The sequence below is a fragment of the Serratia sp. (in: enterobacteria) genome (assembly GCF_046715635.1).
Lineage (GTDB): Bacteria > Pseudomonadota > Gammaproteobacteria > Enterobacterales > Enterobacteriaceae > Chania.
In genome coordinates this window covers 1-14,494 of sequence record NZ_JBKJYW010000192.1, presented here as the reverse complement: position 1 = coordinate 14,494, position 14,494 = coordinate 1, and the positions used below count along the sequence as shown (strand labels likewise).

Below are 14,494 nucleotides of genomic sequence, written 5' to 3'. Positions count from 1 at the left end.
ACTGAATGGGGATGGATTGATAATGAAAAGACTGTTATCCACGTTGGGCCTGAGTTTGGTAACCCTGGTTCCTTCTTTGGCACTGGCCGCTCCGGCGGTGGCAGACAAGGCGGACAACGCCTTTATGATGATTTGCACCGCGCTGGTGCTGTTTATGACCTTACCGGGCGTGGCGCTGTTTTACGGCGGCCTGCTGCGCTCGAAGAACGTCCTCTCCATGTTGACTCAGGTGACCGTCACCTTTGCCCTGGTGTGCGTGCTGTGGGTCATTTACGGCTACAGCCTGGCGTTCAGCGAAGGCAATGCCTTCTTCGGTGGTTTCCAGACGGTGATGCTAAAAGGGATCGGGATAGATAGCCTGACTGGCACCTTTAGCCAGATGATCCACGTCGCGTTCCAGTGCTCCTTTGCCTGTATTACCGTGGCGCTGGTGGTGGGCGGCTTTGCCGAACGCATCCGCTTCTCTGCGGTGGTGATTTTTGCGGCCATCTGGTTCACGATTTCCTACCTGCCGATTGCGCATATGGTTTGGGGCGGTGGTTTCCTGGCTGCTGACGGCGCGCTGGACTTTGCGGGCGGTACCGTGGTGCACATCAATGCGGCCAGCGCGGGTCTGGTGGGGGCTTATCTGTTGGGGAAACGTGCTGGCTATGGCAAAGAGGCCTTCAAGCCACACAACCTGCCGATGGTGTTTACCGGTGCCTCGATCCTGTATATCGGCTGGTTTGGCTTCAACGCCGGTTCGGCCAGTGCGGCTAACGGTATTGCGGCGCTGGCGTTCCTCAACACGGTGATTGCTACTGCCGGTGCGATCCTCTCCTGGACCTTCGCCGAGTGGGTAGTGCGCGGTAAACCTTCTCTGCTGGGAGCCTGTTCGGGCTGTATCGCCGGTCTGGTTGCGATTACGCCAGCGGCGGGTACCGTAGGTGTGGGTGGTGCGCTGATTATCGGATTGGTAGGCGGCGTGGCTGGCCTGTGGGGCGTGGTTACGCTGAAGAAATGGCTGAAAGTGGATGATACCTGCGATGTGTTTGGTGTGCATGGGGTGTGCGGTATCGTTGGCTGTCTGTTGACCGGCGTCTTTACTGCCTCATCACTGGGCGGAACGGGCTACGCCGCTGGCGTCACCATGGGGCATCAGGTGTGGATCCAGTTGTTGAGCGTAGTTGTGACGCTGGTGTGGTCAAGTGTGGCCGCGTTTATCGCCTTTAAGGTAGCCGGGGCCGTGGTGGGGCTACGCGTACCGGAAGAGCAGGAACGCGAAGGTCTGGATGTGAACAGCCACGGCGAGAATGCTTATAACCAGTAAAATACGCTGAATTAAACACAGAGGGGCGATGGAAACATCGCCCCTTTTTCATTTAAACATCACGCTTGCGGATCACGCCTTCTTGCACCGTCGTAGCCACCAGTACACCGTCGCGGGTGTAGAACTGGCCGCGCACAAAGCCACGTGCCCCGGAGGCTGAGGTACTTTCTACCGCATACAGCAGCCAGTCGTCCATGCGGAACGGGCGGTGGAACCACATGGAATGGTCAATGGTAGCCACCTGCATGCCCGGTTCGAGGAAACCGACGCCATGCGGCTGTAGCGCCGTCAGCAGGAAGTGGAAGTCAGAGGCGTAGCCAAGCAGATACTGATGGATCCGCAGGTCGTCCGGCATGGTGCCGTTGGCACGGAACCAGACGTGGCGATAAGGTTCTTCCACGCTGCCCTGTAACGGGTTGTGGAATTTCACCGGGCGCATTTCGATTGGCTTCGGGCCAATAAACTTGTCGCGCACTTTTTCTGGCAGCATATGCGCCAGCTTGTGTGCAATTTCTGACTCTGACATCAATCCTTCCGGCGGTGGGACATCCGGCATGGTGTTTTGATGTTCAAAACCCTGCTCGGGGCTTTGGAAAGAGGCCGTCATATAGAAAATGGGTTTGCCATTTTGAATGGCGCTGACGCGGCGTGCGCTGAAGCTATTGCCATCGCGCAGGGTTTCTACGTCATAAACAATCGGCTTACTGCTATCCCCTGGGCGCAGGAAATAGCTGTGGAAGGAGTGAACGATACGCTCCGCAGGAACGGTTTGCTTGGCGGCATACAGCGCCTGGCCGACCACCTGACCGCCAAAGACCTGGCGTAATCCCAGATCTTCGCTTTGGCCACGAAATAAACCTTCTTCAATTTTTTCCAAATCCAGCAGTTCGAGGAGGTTGTGCAGTGCCTGGCTCATAAAGTGGCGATCCTTTTAGTCATCATGTTGCGCAGTGTGCTGAATATGATGGCAGGACGTCAATATATTGCGTTATTTCTGCGGGGGAAGCTGCCGCAGCCAAGGGGGAGTTATCCGATCTTAGGGGTATTTAGGCTAAGTCTGATAGGCGGTTGCTAGTATTTTGTGCTAGGTTTAATGAGTGTAGTGGTTTAAGCCACCAACATGTGACTAATAATAAAGGAGAGCGACCCATGAAACTCTGGCAAATGGTAGGGGGAGCAGCCGCATTGACGATCACACTGGCAGGCTGTGCCCACAAAAATGCGGATGTGCCAACGCAGACGGCTAACGCTGCGGCCTCGCAAACGCAGATCCAAGGCCCGACGGTGCAAGGCTCAGTCAATATTCGCCAGCGTATCGCGCTGCCACCGGATGCGGTATTGACCGTGACCTTGTCCGATGCTTCACTTGCTGATGCTCCTTCGCGAGTGATTTCACAGCGTGCGATGCGTACCGAAGGTCTGCAGAGCCCGTTCCGCTTTACTCTGCCGTACAACCCAGCGGACATTCAGCCTAATGCGCGTATCATCCTGAGCGCGGCAATTACGGTGAATGGCCAGCTGATGTTCATCACTGACACCATTCAGGAAGTGATCAACCGTAACGGGACTCAGGCCGATCTGCTGTTGGTTCCGGTACAAAACGTTCCGCTTCAGGCCGCAACGACGCCTGCTCCGTAAGCAGCAATGGCGGCATCTAACAGCCTTTGTGCCTTTGGCCAAAGGCTGTTTTCTTACCAGTGCCAGCCATACAGTTCAAAATCAACCGTGCTCTGCGGGCCGAAAATAACTCCCTCTGCCAGCAACGCCTGCCGTTGGCGCTGAAAATCTTCGCCTTGCTGCGAGATCTGCCCGTGGCGGTTAATGACCCGGTGCCAGGGCAGGGTGCTGCCCTCTGGCAAACGCCGTAATACGCCGCCAACCTGACGTGCCGCACGGGGTGAACCTGCCAGCCGCGCAACTTCTCCGTAGGTGGTGACCTTGCCAGGAGGAATGGCAGCCACGATATGGAATACGCGCTGGCTGAAGGTAGCGTCTTCTGGTTGCATGGTTGTTTATCCTGTGTGATGTGTGGAAACGCCGCATGGGCAAAACGGGCGCAATGTGGCGTCCCTACCCATTGAGCAATATCTCCACTGGGTCATCAATATTAACCAGTGTGCCACAGGCGAGATGGGTAAGAAAACAGCGGTTGCTCCCGGCTGGCTTGCTATTTGCTTAGCCATCACCGATAATGCCCACCGCTTCGCAATTCAAGAAGCCGTCAATGGGGGCCCTGTTGGTTCTCCCGCAACACTAACTGGTGAACTCGGTCAGATCCGGAAGGAAGCAGCCGTAGCGAGTGACGTGTGTGCCGGGATGTAGCTGGCAGGGTCCCCACCAATTTCTAGTTCCCCCCCTAAAAAGCACCGACAAGCCGCCGATGCCTTACCTATATGAGGCTTATGCCGGGGTTTCCCAGCAGGCAACCAACGGATCGACGATCTGGCGCGTTGTGCCGTCTGTCAGGCCCAGATCCGTCAGATGCGGTCCGGCATTACATGCCAGGCAGGTGCCTTCAATCGCTTTGAACACTCGATAGGGCGGTTCCCAGTCTGCAACCTTGGCACTCAGATCGCGCAGGTTTTTAAACTGCTGCGCCAGCTGTGCGGCGGGGAGATCGGAAAGCATACCGGCGATCGGCATAGCCACCTGCGCCAAGATTTCACCGTTCTGGCTAAGGGCCATGCCGCCGCCGGTGGCGATCAGCGCGTTGGCGGCCAGCGCCATGTCATGAGGATCGCGGCCCAGCACTACCAGGTTATGCGAATCATGAGAGTAGCTGGTGGCAATCGCCCCCCGTAATTCACCCCAACCTTCCAGTAATGCCAACTGAGGCTTGGCCGGGTGCCGGGCGTGGCGATGCTGTACCCAGATCAGACTGAACCCCGGCGGGAGCTGTACCTTGCCGTCGCGGACTTCTACCGTGGTTTCATTCCATTGGGTGAAACGTGCACCTTTGATATGGCGCAACGTGGCCTGGCCATGATGAATGGTAGCCACCCGCATGATGAAATCATCTGCGGTCAATGGCGCTAGGTGGAGTGTGTCACGCGGTGCGGATACGCCTGGCGTGGCTTGCACTGGAGCCAGCATTTTGCCCTGTTCTGCCAGACACTGGCCAGCAACGTAAACACGCTGGGCCTGGAGGTGCTCCAGAGAGTCAAAGACGACCAGATCGGCGATCCTTCCTGCGGCAATCAGGCCCAGATCGTTACGTTGCAAGCGAATGGCGGCGTTGAGCGTTGCCATCCGTAGCGCATCGGTAGCCGGTAATCCGTGTTCAATCAGCAGATTGAGCAGGGCGATAATGCCGCCTTTCTCCAGCAGCATATCGGGTGGTACATCATCGGTACAGAGGGTGATTTGGGAGGAGAAATGTGGCAATGATTTTAATGCCGCAACAATTTCAGGTAATAGATAAGGATGAGAACCTCGGATCTCCAGCGTCAGCCCGGCGCGTAATTTTTCCAGGGCATCGGCGGCGGAGGTCAGTTCATGATCGGAGGTCACGCCTGCGGCCAGATAGGCTTGCAGCTGCGGGCCGCTCAAGCCCCGCGCATGGCCTTCAATCAATTTGCCGCTGTTAAGCCCGGCGTTAAGGATCTCCTGCATCCGTTCGCTGCCGTGCAATACGCCGTGCATATCCATCACTTCCGCCACGCCGCCCACTTCGGGCCACGCTAACATGGTATCCATCTCGTTGCCGCCAAAGTCGGCACCGGACATTTCCAGCCCCGGAGTCGAAGGAACGCTGGAGGGCGCCGCGCAGATCACCCGCAGAGGCAGGTTGCGGCTGGCATCCACCGCGTAGCGCACTCCCGCAACGCCAAGCACGTTCGCCAATTCATGAGGATCCCAGAAGATGGTGATGGTGCCCTGTGCGACAACGATCTCGGCATAGCGTTCTGGCAGCAGGTGGGAACTCTCAACGTGCACATGGGTATCGATCAGACCAGGGCTGAGGTAGGCTCCTGCCAGGTCTTGTGTTCGATGTGCCGTTGGCAAGGAGCCACAAGGATGAACACTGGCGATCAACGGGCCAACAATACCAATATCAACCAGGCGGATTTCCCCGGTGACCATGTCGATCAGGTTGGCATTGGTCAGCAAGAGATCAAACGGCGTATTGCCCAGCGCAGCCTGTACGGCACGTTGGCGTTCACCGTTACTGACAGAAAAGGTGGTCATGAAAATCCCCGGAATAAGAGTAAGGGAGTTACTGTAGGCGGGGGCGTAAGCTTTGCACAGATGATTTAATTTATTGTGTGATAAGAAACGTTTATGCTGTAGCAAACGTTTACCTATTATCCTGGCAGGTTAGGCTATGTCCGAGCCATGGCGACGGTTACCCGCGCTTTCCCTCAAGCAAATTCAGTATTTTGTGACTCTGGCGCAGCTACGGCATTTCACCGATACCGCCAGCCGTCTGGCGATCAGCCAGCCTGCGTTAAGCAGTGCGCTGCGGCAAACTGAAACCGTGCTTGGCGGGAAGTTAGTCAATCGAACGGCCTCTGCGGTGACCCTGACGGAACTTGGCACGGCGATCTTGCCACATGCGCAGCGGCTACTGAATGTGGCTCACGCTACCTTTGATGATATGCAGCGCGTCATGTTGGCCGGTGGAGATGGTACGTTACGTATCGGTTTGGTTCCCTCGGTGAGCAACCTGTTATTTCCCGCTGTGCCGCGACTGCTGGCGCAACATTTCCCGCGTTTACGCATAGAATTCCACGATCAAACCAATGATTCCCTGCTGCTACAGTTGGAGAATGGGCAGATAGATTTCGGTATTGGGGCTTTGGACAGCTCGGTACCAGATCGGCTTGAGATCTATCCGTTGCAGGAAGATCCGTTTGTAGCGGTGATGCGCCGGGACGATCCCTTGGCGGATCCACACCATCTACCTTGGCGGCAATTGGCTAACAGGGATATTGCGGTATTTTCGAAAGGGAATAGCAGTCGATTGGTATCGGCACTGGCAGAAAGCCATCGTCTGAACTTAACGGCGCGTTATCAGGTCGATTTTCTGGAAACGCTGTATGGTTTAGTGCGGTCACAATTAGCGGTAGCTATTTTACCGCAGCTTTATACGACGCATTTAAATGATGAAGAATTAACCGTTATTCAATTACAACAGCCATTACTTAGCCGCACTGTGGCACTTATGCGCAGCGCAAAACAAAATCACTCACCTTTAATTGAAAACTGGTTTCAGTTGCTACTGCACGATTTCAAGCTCAGAGGCAAGCAAACGTGAATTTTTAAGATAATGCTTAATCTGAGCTGCCATTGAAGCCGATAATATTATCGGCTCAACGCAAGGCTACTTTGATTATCTTACAAATTTCCAAACGGCGACCGGGATTTTATCGTACAGCTTGTTCATAGTCAGTTCGGCCAGGCGATGATCGGCAGCGGAGTAGAACAGCTCTAGCTCATCGTCAGAGAGTTCGTACTTATTTTTCTCGATCACGCGCTCAAGGGTTTCAATCGTGGTGCATTTACGCAAACGCATCAGATAGTCAATTTTTGTCATGATAACCTTTAGTCTTATTAACCATAAAATTATTTGAGGATAATTATCCCCTAAGTTTTCATCGTGGTACAGACGCCCTCTCCTGAGAACAATCTGAATGTGCGTGCCTTGGTTTTTTGCCAGCGACGCAAATCGGAGTCATTAATACCGTAGCTGCTAAACAGGGTGTAGGTATCGTCGAGGTACTCTTCGACCAGTTCCGATAAATCACTTTCGTCCATGTATTTAATTTTAAAACTCATTACAAACGAAGCAATATGTTCGATCAGCTCATTAAGCTGCAGATTGACGGCGGACGTTGGATCGTTCACCCAGCCGTGATGGCTGTCACCCAAGGTAGCGATGCCTTCGTCGTACAAATTTTCACACAAGAATTTGAGTTGAGCAATATCGTGCCTTTTAGGCGAATACTCATCCATATCATCCCCCGTCAGTCTTAATTTCGGTGTTGATAACACTCTGTGAGTACATTGACTTAACATCATATGCTGTAAAGCTTAGCTCAGGCTTAATAAACTTTCTGCATAATTAATATAAATCATTTTTTGCCATCTAGCTTGTTACTATTACCGAAACTTACAATTCGTCAGCGGTTGATGGACGCGAGTTGTCGATAACCTCAAACATCAAACCCTTTTCCGTCACGGTAAAAGTGACAGAATCATTTATGTATTCGTCACCACTGATATCCAGACATGCGTTGAAAATCGACCACTGATAGCGGTAACTCATTGAATACTCACTATTACTGATGTGGTTAATCTCAATGATTTCTAATGAACCTTCCACATAGCGTGCATTCTCGGAGTAAAAGCTTAGCCCGCTGGTGAGTGCCGGTGCCAAATCAGATAATTGATTACCGACCACTTTCCTTAATTGTTTTACAGAAAGTGTGCCTACTTCGGAACAATGGCTTAGCGTCACTAGCATTTGGATATCTGGTTGTATCACATTCTATGCCTCTATCTTACTCCTTTTCCAGCCTCGGTGGGCAAACTTTTCGCTGAATAACGCTTTTTTACCCAGCTTTGAGATTTTTACCGTTCGATAGTTCTGCCGTTCACCCAGTTGCATCGGCTCGATAGTTGGGAAATGTTACGTTCCTTTGCATTATTCACGCTAGGCTGGCTTGAGATCTTTCACCTTATGTGATGTTATAATATCACATTTACCCGTGCTGTTTTGGTGATAACCATGCTGTCTTTCCTCCCCGTTACCCTGTTTACTTCAGCCGCGGTTTTGCGTTGCGGCGCCGTTACCGTATTGCTGATCCTGCTTTGGTTAGCCATTGCGTGGGCGGTAGCGCTGCCATGATGACGCTGCAAAATGCCCGTGTGGGTTATGACCACACCCCTTTGTTTCCACCGTTATGTGGTCGTTTTTCCGCAGGTTCATTAACGGCAGTGATCGGCGTTAACGGTGCCGGTAAATCTACGTTGTTAAAGTCGTTGGCCGGGTTGCACCCGCTGCTAGGCGGCAAGTTGAGTTTTACGGGCGTAAAGGCTCCGGCGATGGCCTATTTGCCACAGCTGGTTGAGTTGGATCGTCAATTTCCTATTCTGGTTCAGGATCTGGTCGCCATGGGCTGCTGGCCGCAAAGCGGCCTGTTTGGTGGTGTGAATAAGCGCTCCATGCAGCAAATTGCCGGCGCGTTAGACACCGTAGGTATGAGTTCAATGGCGTGTGAGGTGGTAGGGGAGCTATCCGGTGGGCAGCTGCAACGCGTGCTATTTGCCCGTTTGCTGGTACAGCTTGCGCCACTGATTTTACTGGATGAGCCCTTCACTGGCATCGATGCGGCAACCACTCAGCTGTTGCTGCGGGTCATTGGGCAGTTACACCGGCAGGGAAGGACGGTGATTGCTGTATTGCACGATATGTCTACCGTCGCTAACCATTTCCCAGAAGCGTTGTTGCTTACCCCCGAACGCTGCTATTGGGATAACGCCGAGCGGGTGTTAGTGCATTATTCGACGGCGGCTAATCAGAGGGGGGCCATGTAATGACGCTACTCCATCTGTTGCTCGATCCTTTTGTCTCTTTCGGTTTTATGCGCCGGGCATTGGTAGCCTGCCTGGCAATATCTTTGAGCGCTGCACCACTGGGGGTGTTTTTATTGCTGCGCCGGATGAGCCTGGTGGGCGATGCGCTTTCTCATGCGGTATTACCTGGTGCAGCAATCGGCTATCTGATTTCTGGCATGTCGCTGGTAGCAATGGGCGTAGGAGGATTTATTGCCGGGTTGGCCGTAGCCATGCTGTCCGGGCTGGTGAGCCGAAAAACCCCGTTAAAAGAGGACGCCAGCTTTGCGGGTTTCTATCTGGGGTCGCTGGCGTTGGGCGTTACGCTGGTCTCTTTGCGCGGATCAAGTGTTGATCTACTGCACGTACTGTTTGGCTCGATCCTGGCGGTCGATACGCAGGCGATTGTTATGGTTGGTATTATCGCCAGTATTTCACTGATGATACTGGCGGTACTGTATCGCGCTCTGGTCATTGAATCCTTTGACAGCACTTTTTTACACGTCAGTGCACCAGGTTGGCTGGCGTGGATCCACGGGCTTTTGCTCGCCTTGGTGGTGATCAACCTGGTGGCCGGTTTTCAAATCCTTGGCACCTTGATGTCGGTGGGGCTGATGATGTTACCGGCAACCTGCGCCCGGTTCTGGGCGCGAGATTTGCCGCAAACATTGGCCGTAGCGATGGGGCTTGGGCTGCTCGCCAGTCTGGTTGGTCTGGAGTGGTCCTACTACGCTTCATTGCCCGCAGGCCCGGCGATTGTCCTCAGCGCCAGCGCGATGTTTTTAATGTCGATTTTGTTTGGGACGCGTGGCGGGATGTTGCGCCGTGCGCGTCATTGAGAAGTGCTATCTGCAAGGAGAAAACATGAAATCTTTACCCATAACGCTGGTGGCAGCTGCTCTGCTCGCCAGCCCGTTAGTGCAGGCTAAAACCGTTGAGGCCGTGGCCAGCTTTTCTATTCTTGGCGATATCGTTAAACAGGTGGGGGGCGAACATGTGAAGGTCAGCACGCTAGTTGGCCCGGATGGCGATCCGCACAGTTTTGAGCCATCGCCGCAAGACAGCAAGCAATTGGCCCAGGCCGACGTGGTGTTTGTCAGCGGGTTGGGGCTTGAAGGTTGGATCGATCGGTTGGTGAAGGCTTCTGGTTATCAAGGGAGGGTGATCACCGCATCCGATGGGATCGAGTCGCGCAGCATGGAAGAAGAGGGCAAACAGGTCACCGATCCACACGCCTGGAACAGCATGAACAATGGCGTACATTACGCGACCAGCGTGATGAATGCGCTGATTGCTGCGGATCCTGAAGACGCCGCCTATTTCCGCCAACGTGGCGGTGAATATATTCAACAGCTTGAGCAACTCGATGGTTGGGCCAAAGCACAGTTCGCGGCGGTGCCACAGCAAAAGCGCAAGGTGCTGACCAGCCATGACGCTTTCGGTTATTTTGGCCAAGAGTACGGCGTCACCTTCCTTGCCCCGGTCGGTTTTTCTACCGAGGCGGAGGCCAGCGCCAGCGATGTCGCCGGGCTAATCAAGCAGATCAGACAGGAAAAGGTCCATACCTACTTTATTGAGAACCAAACGGATCCGCGCTTGGTGCAGCAGATCGCGGCGGCAACGGGGGCGAAAGCGGGAGGCGAGTTGTATCCTGAGGCACTATCCAAGCCGCAAGGCCCGGGGGCCAGCTATGTTCAGGCGTTCAAACACAATGTCGAGACCATTGTTGGCAGCATGAAGTAGGTTTTATCCCCACCGCGTGCGGTGGGTTTTTCTCTTTGCCGTGGCAATAAAAAAGCCCCGTTGAGCAGCAACGGGGCTTTGGCTACCAATGATACTTTGGCTTAACGTTTCTTCTTACGTCCCTGTACCGCTTTATAACGCGGGTTGGACTTACAAATCACAAAGACGCGGCCATGACGGCGCACAACTTTGCAATCCGGATGGCGACCCTTCGCCGAACGCAGCGAACTCAATACTTGCATCATCAACCCCGATTATTTTCTGCTGTTAACCAAATGGCCAAACCGCTGCTGGAAACGCGCGGTACTGCCTTCTTTTGAGAACTCTTTCTGCTTGCCGGTGTAGTACGGATGCGAAGCGGAAGAGACATCTACGGTGACATAAGGCCAGCGTTGACCCCCAAGCTCGATAGTGCGATCGGTTTTGATGGTCGACCCCACCTTGAAGAAGGTATCGGCGCTGAGATCGTGAAATACCACGGTACGGTAGTCTGGATGGATGCCTGTTTTCATGATGCTCTCGATTGTTATGTTATAATATAACAATTATTATGCACCTCTCTGGGATCGGGATCAACCCCCAAAATAGCGTTAATCAGCGTTGGGCTTATTGGCTAGATAGCAGGCATAAAAAAGGCCGCTTGCGCGGCCTTGGTTGTCAGCAGGAAAGCATCAGTGATGCTTAACCGGTGGGGTGTGTTCCAGATCTTCAGTCTTTTTGCTGAAGCGGCGGCGAACCACCACGAAGAACACCGGTACAAAGAAGATGGCCAAGACGGTCGCTGTCACCATCCCGCCCATTACGCCGGTACCTACTGCGTTCTGAGCGCCGGAGCCTGCGCCGCTGCTGATAACCAGCGGCATAACCCCGAGGATAAAGGCCAGTGATGTCATCAGGATTGGACGCAGACGCATACGCACGGCTTCCAAGGTTGATTCAATCAGCCCTTTACCTTCTTTATCCATCAGGTCCTTGGCGAATTCCACGATCAATATCGCGTTCTTCGCCGACAACCCAATGGTTGTCAACAGGCCCACCTGGAAGTAAACGTCGTTTTCCAGCCCGCGCATGGTCGCGGCCAACAGGGCACCGATGACCCCCAGTGGCACAACCAACATAACGGAGAACGGAATCGACCAGCTCTCATAGAGAGCAGCCAGACACAGGAACACCACGATCAGTGAGATGGCATACAGTGACGGAGCCTGGTTACCGGACAGGCGTTCCTGATAGGACATGCCGGTCCAGTCATAGCCCACGCCGTTTGGCAGTTTCGCCGCCAGTTGTTCCATCAAGTCCATCGCTTCACCGGTACTCTTACCCGGTGCTGCCTGGCCGAGGATTTCCATCGATGGCAGGCCGTTGTAACGTTCCAGACGCGGTGAACCAAATTCCCATTTCGCCGTAGCGAAGGAGGAGAACGGTACCATCTGCCCGGTGCTGCCACGAACAAACCAGTTATTAATATCTTCCGGCAGCATACGGAACGGGGCTTCAGCCTGTACGTAAACCTTCTTCACACGACCACGGTCGATAAAGTCGTTCACATAGGAGCCGCCCAGCGCGGTGCCGATGGTGGTATTAATATCGCTCAGGGATACACCCAGCGTCTGTGCTTTCTCCTGATCGATGATCAGTTTGAACTGAGGTGTGTCCTCCAGACCGTTCGGGCGCATGCCGACCAGCAAATCAGAATGCTCTGCTGCCATGCCCAACAGCTGGTTACGTGCTGCTGTCAGTTTTTCGTGACCCAGGTTAGCCTGATCGATCAGCTGGAAGTCAAAGCCGGTCGCAGTACCCAGTTCCACAATCGCTGGCAGGTTAAAGGCGAATACCAAACCGTCTTTAATCTGCGAGAAAGCCCCCATAGCACGCCCTGCAATGGCCGGTACCTTGTTCTCTTCACCTTTACGTTCAGACCAGTCTTTCAGGCTGACAAACGCCAAACCGGTGTTCTGGCCCTGGCCGCTGAAGCCGAAGCCATTAACGGTAAACACCGAGTTAATGTTGTCGCCTTCTTTCTCGTGGTAGTAGCGGTTAACTTCGTCCAGGACTTTCTGGGTGCGTTCCTGAGTGGCACCCGCTGGCATTTGTACCATGGTCAACAGGATACCCTGGTCTTCGTCCGGCAGGAATGAGGAAGGTAAGCGCATGAACAGTACCGCCATACCAACCACGATCAGCAGGTAGATCACCAGATAACGACCGGTGCTACGCAGAATGTTCGCTACGCTGTCGGTATAGTGGTGGGTGCTCTTGTCAAACAGGCGGTTGAACCAGCCGAAGAAGCCGGTCTTGATGCCGTGATCGCCTTTCGGGATCGGTTTGAGCATGGTGGCACATAGCGCAGGCGTCAGGATCAACGCCACCAAGACGGACAACACCATGGCGGAAACGATGGTAATTGAGAACTGGCGATAGATTGCCCCGGTTGACCCACCGAAGAAGGCCATTGGGATAAATACCGCTGACAGCACCATGGCGATACCCACCAATGCGCCCTGGATCTGTTCCATCGATTTCTTGGTGGCTTCTTTTGGCGGCAGGCCTTCTTCGGCCATGACACGCTCAACGTTTTCTACCACCACGATGGCGTCATCCACCAGTAGGCCTATCGCCAGCACCATGCCGAACATCGTCAGGGTGTTGATCGAGAAGCCAAACACAGCCAGGATGGCGAACGTCCCCAGCAATACCACTGGCACGGCGATCGTTGGGATCAGCGTAGCGCGGAAGTTCTGCAGGAACAGATACATCACCAGGAATACCAGGATGATCGCTTCGATCAGGGTTTTTACCACTTCGTTAATGGAAATCTTAACGAATGGTGTGGTGTCATAAGGGTAAACAACTTTCAGACTTGCAGGGAAGAACGGTTCCAGTTTGGCCAGTTCTGCCTTGACTTCTGAAGCCGTATTCAGGGCGTTGGCACCGGTTGCCAGTTTGATACCGATACCGGCCGCAGGCTTACCGTTATAACGAGCAATGACGTTGTAGCTCTCACCACCCAGTTCAACCCTGGCCACATCTCTCAGGCGTACCTGCGAACCGTCCGGGTTGACTTTCAGCTGGATCTTGCTGAATTCTTCCGGCGAGGTCAGACGGGTTTGCGCGATGATCGAGGCGTTCAACTGCTGGCCTTTCACCGGTGGAGTCCCGCCGAGCTGGCCTGCAGCAACCTGGTTGTTCTGAACTTTGATCGCAGCGATAACATCGCCCGGGGTCAGTTGATAGTTGTTCAGTTTGTTGGGATCGAGCCAGATACGCATCGCGTACTGGGAACCAAACAGCTGCACGTCACCCACACCAGAGGTACGGCTGATAGGGTCCTTGATGTTGGAACCTACGTAGTCCGCGATATCTTCCTGCGTCATACTGCCGTCTTCGGAAATAAAGCCCGCTACCATCAGGAAGCTGCTGCTTGATTTCTCAACGCTGACGCCTTGTTGCTGTACTTCCTGTGGCAGCAGCGGCATTGCCAACTGCAGCTTGTTCTGTACCTGTACCTGAGCAATATCAGGGTCAGTACCAGAGTTGAAGGTCAACGTAATCTGGACGTTACCGGACGAGTCGCTGTTGGAGGACATATACAGCAGGTTATCGATACCGTTCATATTCTGTTCGATAACCTGCGTCACGGTATCCTGCACCGTTTTGGCGTCAGCGCCCGGGTAGTTGGCGGAGATCGTGACTGCTGGTGGCGCAATGGTAGGATATTGCGCAATAGGCAGCTTCATGATCGACAAGATGCCCGCCAACATGATGATGATGGCGATTACCCATGCAAATATGGGGCGATCTATAAAGAACTTAGCCATGTATTACCGGCTCCTTTTTATGACTTCTTCTCGGGTTCAGACGCAGTCTGCGGCTTGCTGCTATCAG

The 14,494-nt window shown here is 53.8% G+C and carries 15 protein-coding genes and 1 other RNA gene; 7 read left to right on the top strand and 9 right to left on the bottom strand.

What is annotated here, in order from left to right; translation table 11 throughout:
- The first annotated feature begins 22 nt into the window (after positions 1-22).
- Positions 23-1,309 (top strand): ammonium transporter AmtB, encoded by a 1,287-nt coding sequence (amtB, locus tag ACLQ7H_RS09520; RefSeq protein WP_037412000.1) that lies wholly within the window; start codon positions 23-25, stop codon positions 1,307-1,309.
- 52 nt (positions 1,310-1,361) lie between these two features.
- Here amtB and tesB read toward each other — a convergent pair whose 3' ends face one another.
- A complete protein-coding gene (tesB, locus tag ACLQ7H_RS09515; protein ID WP_411752445.1) occupies positions 1,362-2,225 on the bottom strand; it encodes an acyl-CoA thioesterase II in 864 nt (287 codons plus the stop codon).
- 233 nt (positions 2,226-2,458) lie between these two features.
- Between tesB and ACLQ7H_RS09510 the strand changes: the two genes are divergently transcribed.
- A complete protein-coding gene (locus tag ACLQ7H_RS09510; RefSeq protein WP_411752444.1) occupies positions 2,459-2,947 on the top strand; it encodes a YbaY family lipoprotein in 489 nt (162 codons plus the stop codon).
- A gap of 53 nt (positions 2,948-3,000) precedes the next feature.
- Here the strand turns inward: ACLQ7H_RS09510 and ACLQ7H_RS09505 are convergent, their stop codons facing one another.
- Positions 3,001-3,315 carry an MGMT family protein gene (locus ACLQ7H_RS09505; RefSeq protein ID WP_411752443.1) on the bottom strand — a complete coding sequence of 105 codons (315 nt, stop codon included), beginning with the start codon at positions 3,313-3,315 and terminating at the stop codon, positions 3,001-3,003.
- Positions 3,316-3,543: 228 nt separating this feature from the next.
- On the opposite strand from ACLQ7H_RS09505, the gene ffs reads away from it, so the two are divergent.
- Positions 3,544-3,640, top strand: an RNA gene (gene ffs / locus ACLQ7H_RS09500) — signal recognition particle sRNA small type.
- Between the two features lie 69 nt (positions 3,641-3,709).
- On the opposite strand, the gene ACLQ7H_RS09495 is transcribed toward ffs, so the two are convergent.
- A complete protein-coding gene (locus ACLQ7H_RS09495; RefSeq protein WP_411752442.1) occupies positions 3,710-5,497 on the bottom strand; it encodes an adenine deaminase in 1,788 nt (595 codons plus the stop codon).
- Positions 5,498-5,633: 136 nt separating this feature from the next.
- On the opposite strand from ACLQ7H_RS09495, the gene ACLQ7H_RS09490 reads away from it, so the two are divergent.
- Complete coding sequence (locus ACLQ7H_RS09490; RefSeq protein WP_411752441.1) at positions 5,634-6,566, top strand: LysR family transcriptional regulator; 933 nt, start codon at positions 5,634-5,636, stop codon at positions 6,564-6,566.
- A 75-nt stretch (positions 6,567-6,641) separates the two neighbouring features.
- Here ACLQ7H_RS09490 and ACLQ7H_RS09485 read toward each other — a convergent pair whose 3' ends face one another.
- From ACLQ7H_RS09485 to ACLQ7H_RS09475, 3 genes are all read right to left on the bottom strand, one after another.
- Entirely contained in the window at positions 6,642-6,845 is a 204-nt protein-coding gene (locus ACLQ7H_RS09485) for an HHA domain-containing protein (RefSeq protein WP_021180142.1), read from the bottom strand.
- Between the two features lie 50 nt (positions 6,846-6,895).
- Positions 6,896-7,264: an Hha toxicity modulator TomB gene (gene tomB, locus ACLQ7H_RS09480; RefSeq protein WP_025120365.1), complete on the bottom strand. Its 369-nt coding sequence runs from the start codon at positions 7,262-7,264 to the stop codon at positions 6,896-6,898.
- A gap of 157 nt (positions 7,265-7,421) precedes the next feature.
- A complete protein-coding gene (locus ACLQ7H_RS09475; RefSeq protein WP_411752446.1) occupies positions 7,422-7,775 on the bottom strand; it encodes a hypothetical protein in 354 nt (117 codons plus the stop codon).
- Between the two features lie 380 nt (positions 7,776-8,155).
- Here ACLQ7H_RS09475 and ACLQ7H_RS09470 point away from each other — a divergent pair, with 380 nt between their 5' ends.
- The 3 genes from ACLQ7H_RS09470 to ACLQ7H_RS09460 are packed head-to-tail and all read left to right on the top strand — an operon-like array spanning position 8,156 to position 10,609.
- Positions 8,156-8,848 (top strand): metal ABC transporter ATP-binding protein, encoded by a 693-nt coding sequence (locus ACLQ7H_RS09470; RefSeq protein ID WP_411752440.1) that lies wholly within the window; start codon positions 8,156-8,158, stop codon positions 8,846-8,848.
- The gene (locus ACLQ7H_RS09465; protein ID WP_411752439.1) at positions 8,848-9,705 is read left to right on the top strand and encodes a metal ABC transporter permease; all 858 of its coding nucleotides are present in this window, start codon (positions 8,848-8,850) and stop codon (positions 9,703-9,705) included. The genes ACLQ7H_RS09470 and ACLQ7H_RS09465 overlap by 1 nt, the downstream gene beginning before the upstream one ends.
- A 25-nt stretch (positions 9,706-9,730) precedes the next feature.
- A complete protein-coding gene (locus tag ACLQ7H_RS09460) occupies positions 9,731-10,609 on the top strand; it encodes a metal ABC transporter substrate-binding protein (RefSeq protein ID WP_411752438.1) in 879 nt (292 codons plus the stop codon).
- A gap of 101 nt (positions 10,610-10,710) precedes the next feature.
- Here the strand turns inward: ACLQ7H_RS09460 and ykgO are convergent, their stop codons facing one another.
- The 3 genes from ykgO to acrB all read right to left on the bottom strand — a co-directional run bounded on the left by ykgO (position 10,711) and on the right by acrB (position 14,427).
- Positions 10,711-10,851 carry a type B 50S ribosomal protein L36 gene (ykgO, locus tag ACLQ7H_RS09455; protein ID WP_021805462.1) on the bottom strand — a complete coding sequence of 47 codons (141 nt, stop codon included), beginning with the start codon at positions 10,849-10,851 and terminating at the stop codon, positions 10,711-10,713.
- 12 nt (positions 10,852-10,863) lie between these two features.
- Entirely contained in the window at positions 10,864-11,121 is a 258-nt protein-coding gene (locus ACLQ7H_RS09450) for a type B 50S ribosomal protein L31 (RefSeq protein WP_411752437.1), read from the bottom strand.
- Between the two features lie 159 nt (positions 11,122-11,280).
- Entirely contained in the window at positions 11,281-14,427 is a 3,147-nt protein-coding gene (acrB, locus tag ACLQ7H_RS09445) for a multidrug efflux RND transporter permease subunit AcrB (RefSeq protein ID WP_411752436.1), read from the bottom strand.
- Positions 14,428-14,494: the final 67 nt, after the last annotated feature.

Excerpts from the sequence above, each read along its gene's own strand:
- ACLQ7H_RS09475 (WP_411752446.1), bottom strand. The coding sequence starts at position 7,775 with ATGCTAGTGACGCTAAGCCATTGTTCCGAAGTAGGCACACTTTCTGTA.
- ACLQ7H_RS09510 (WP_411752444.1), top strand. The coding sequence starts at position 2,459 with ATGAAACTCTGGCAAATGGTAGGGGGAGCAGCCGCATTGACGATCACA.
- amtB (WP_037412000.1), top strand. The coding sequence starts at position 23 with ATGAAAAGACTGTTATCCACGTTGGGCCTGAGTTTGGTAACCCTGGTT.
- ACLQ7H_RS09450 (WP_411752437.1), bottom strand. The coding sequence starts at position 11,121 with ATGAAAACAGGCATCCATCCAGACTACCGTACCGTGGTATTTCACGAT.
- ACLQ7H_RS09470 (WP_411752440.1), top strand. The coding sequence starts at position 8,156 with ATGATGACGCTGCAAAATGCCCGTGTGGGTTATGACCACACCCCTTTG.
- ykgO (WP_021805462.1), bottom strand. The coding sequence starts at position 10,851 with ATGCAAGTATTGAGTTCGCTGCGTTCGGCGAAGGGTCGCCATCCGGAT.
- ACLQ7H_RS09495 (WP_411752442.1), bottom strand. The coding sequence starts at position 5,497 with ATGACCACCTTTTCTGTCAGTAACGGTGAACGCCAACGTGCCGTACAG.
- ACLQ7H_RS09505 (WP_411752443.1), bottom strand. The coding sequence starts at position 3,315 with ATGCAACCAGAAGACGCTACCTTCAGCCAGCGCGTATTCCATATCGTG.
- ACLQ7H_RS09490 (WP_411752441.1), top strand. The coding sequence starts at position 5,634 with ATGTCCGAGCCATGGCGACGGTTACCCGCGCTTTCCCTCAAGCAAATT.
- tesB (WP_411752445.1), bottom strand. The coding sequence starts at position 2,225 with ATGAGCCAGGCACTGCACAACCTCCTCGAACTGCTGGATTTGGAAAAA.
- tomB (WP_025120365.1), bottom strand. The coding sequence starts at position 7,264 with ATGGATGAGTATTCGCCTAAAAGGCACGATATTGCTCAACTCAAATTC.
- acrB (WP_411752436.1), bottom strand. The coding sequence starts at position 14,427 with ATGGCTAAGTTCTTTATAGATCGCCCCATATTTGCATGGGTAATCGCC.
- ACLQ7H_RS09460 (WP_411752438.1), top strand. The coding sequence starts at position 9,731 with ATGAAATCTTTACCCATAACGCTGGTGGCAGCTGCTCTGCTCGCCAGC.
- ACLQ7H_RS09485 (WP_021180142.1), bottom strand. The coding sequence starts at position 6,845 with ATGACAAAAATTGACTATCTGATGCGTTTGCGTAAATGCACCACGATT.
- ACLQ7H_RS09465 (WP_411752439.1), top strand. The coding sequence starts at position 8,848 with ATGACGCTACTCCATCTGTTGCTCGATCCTTTTGTCTCTTTCGGTTTT.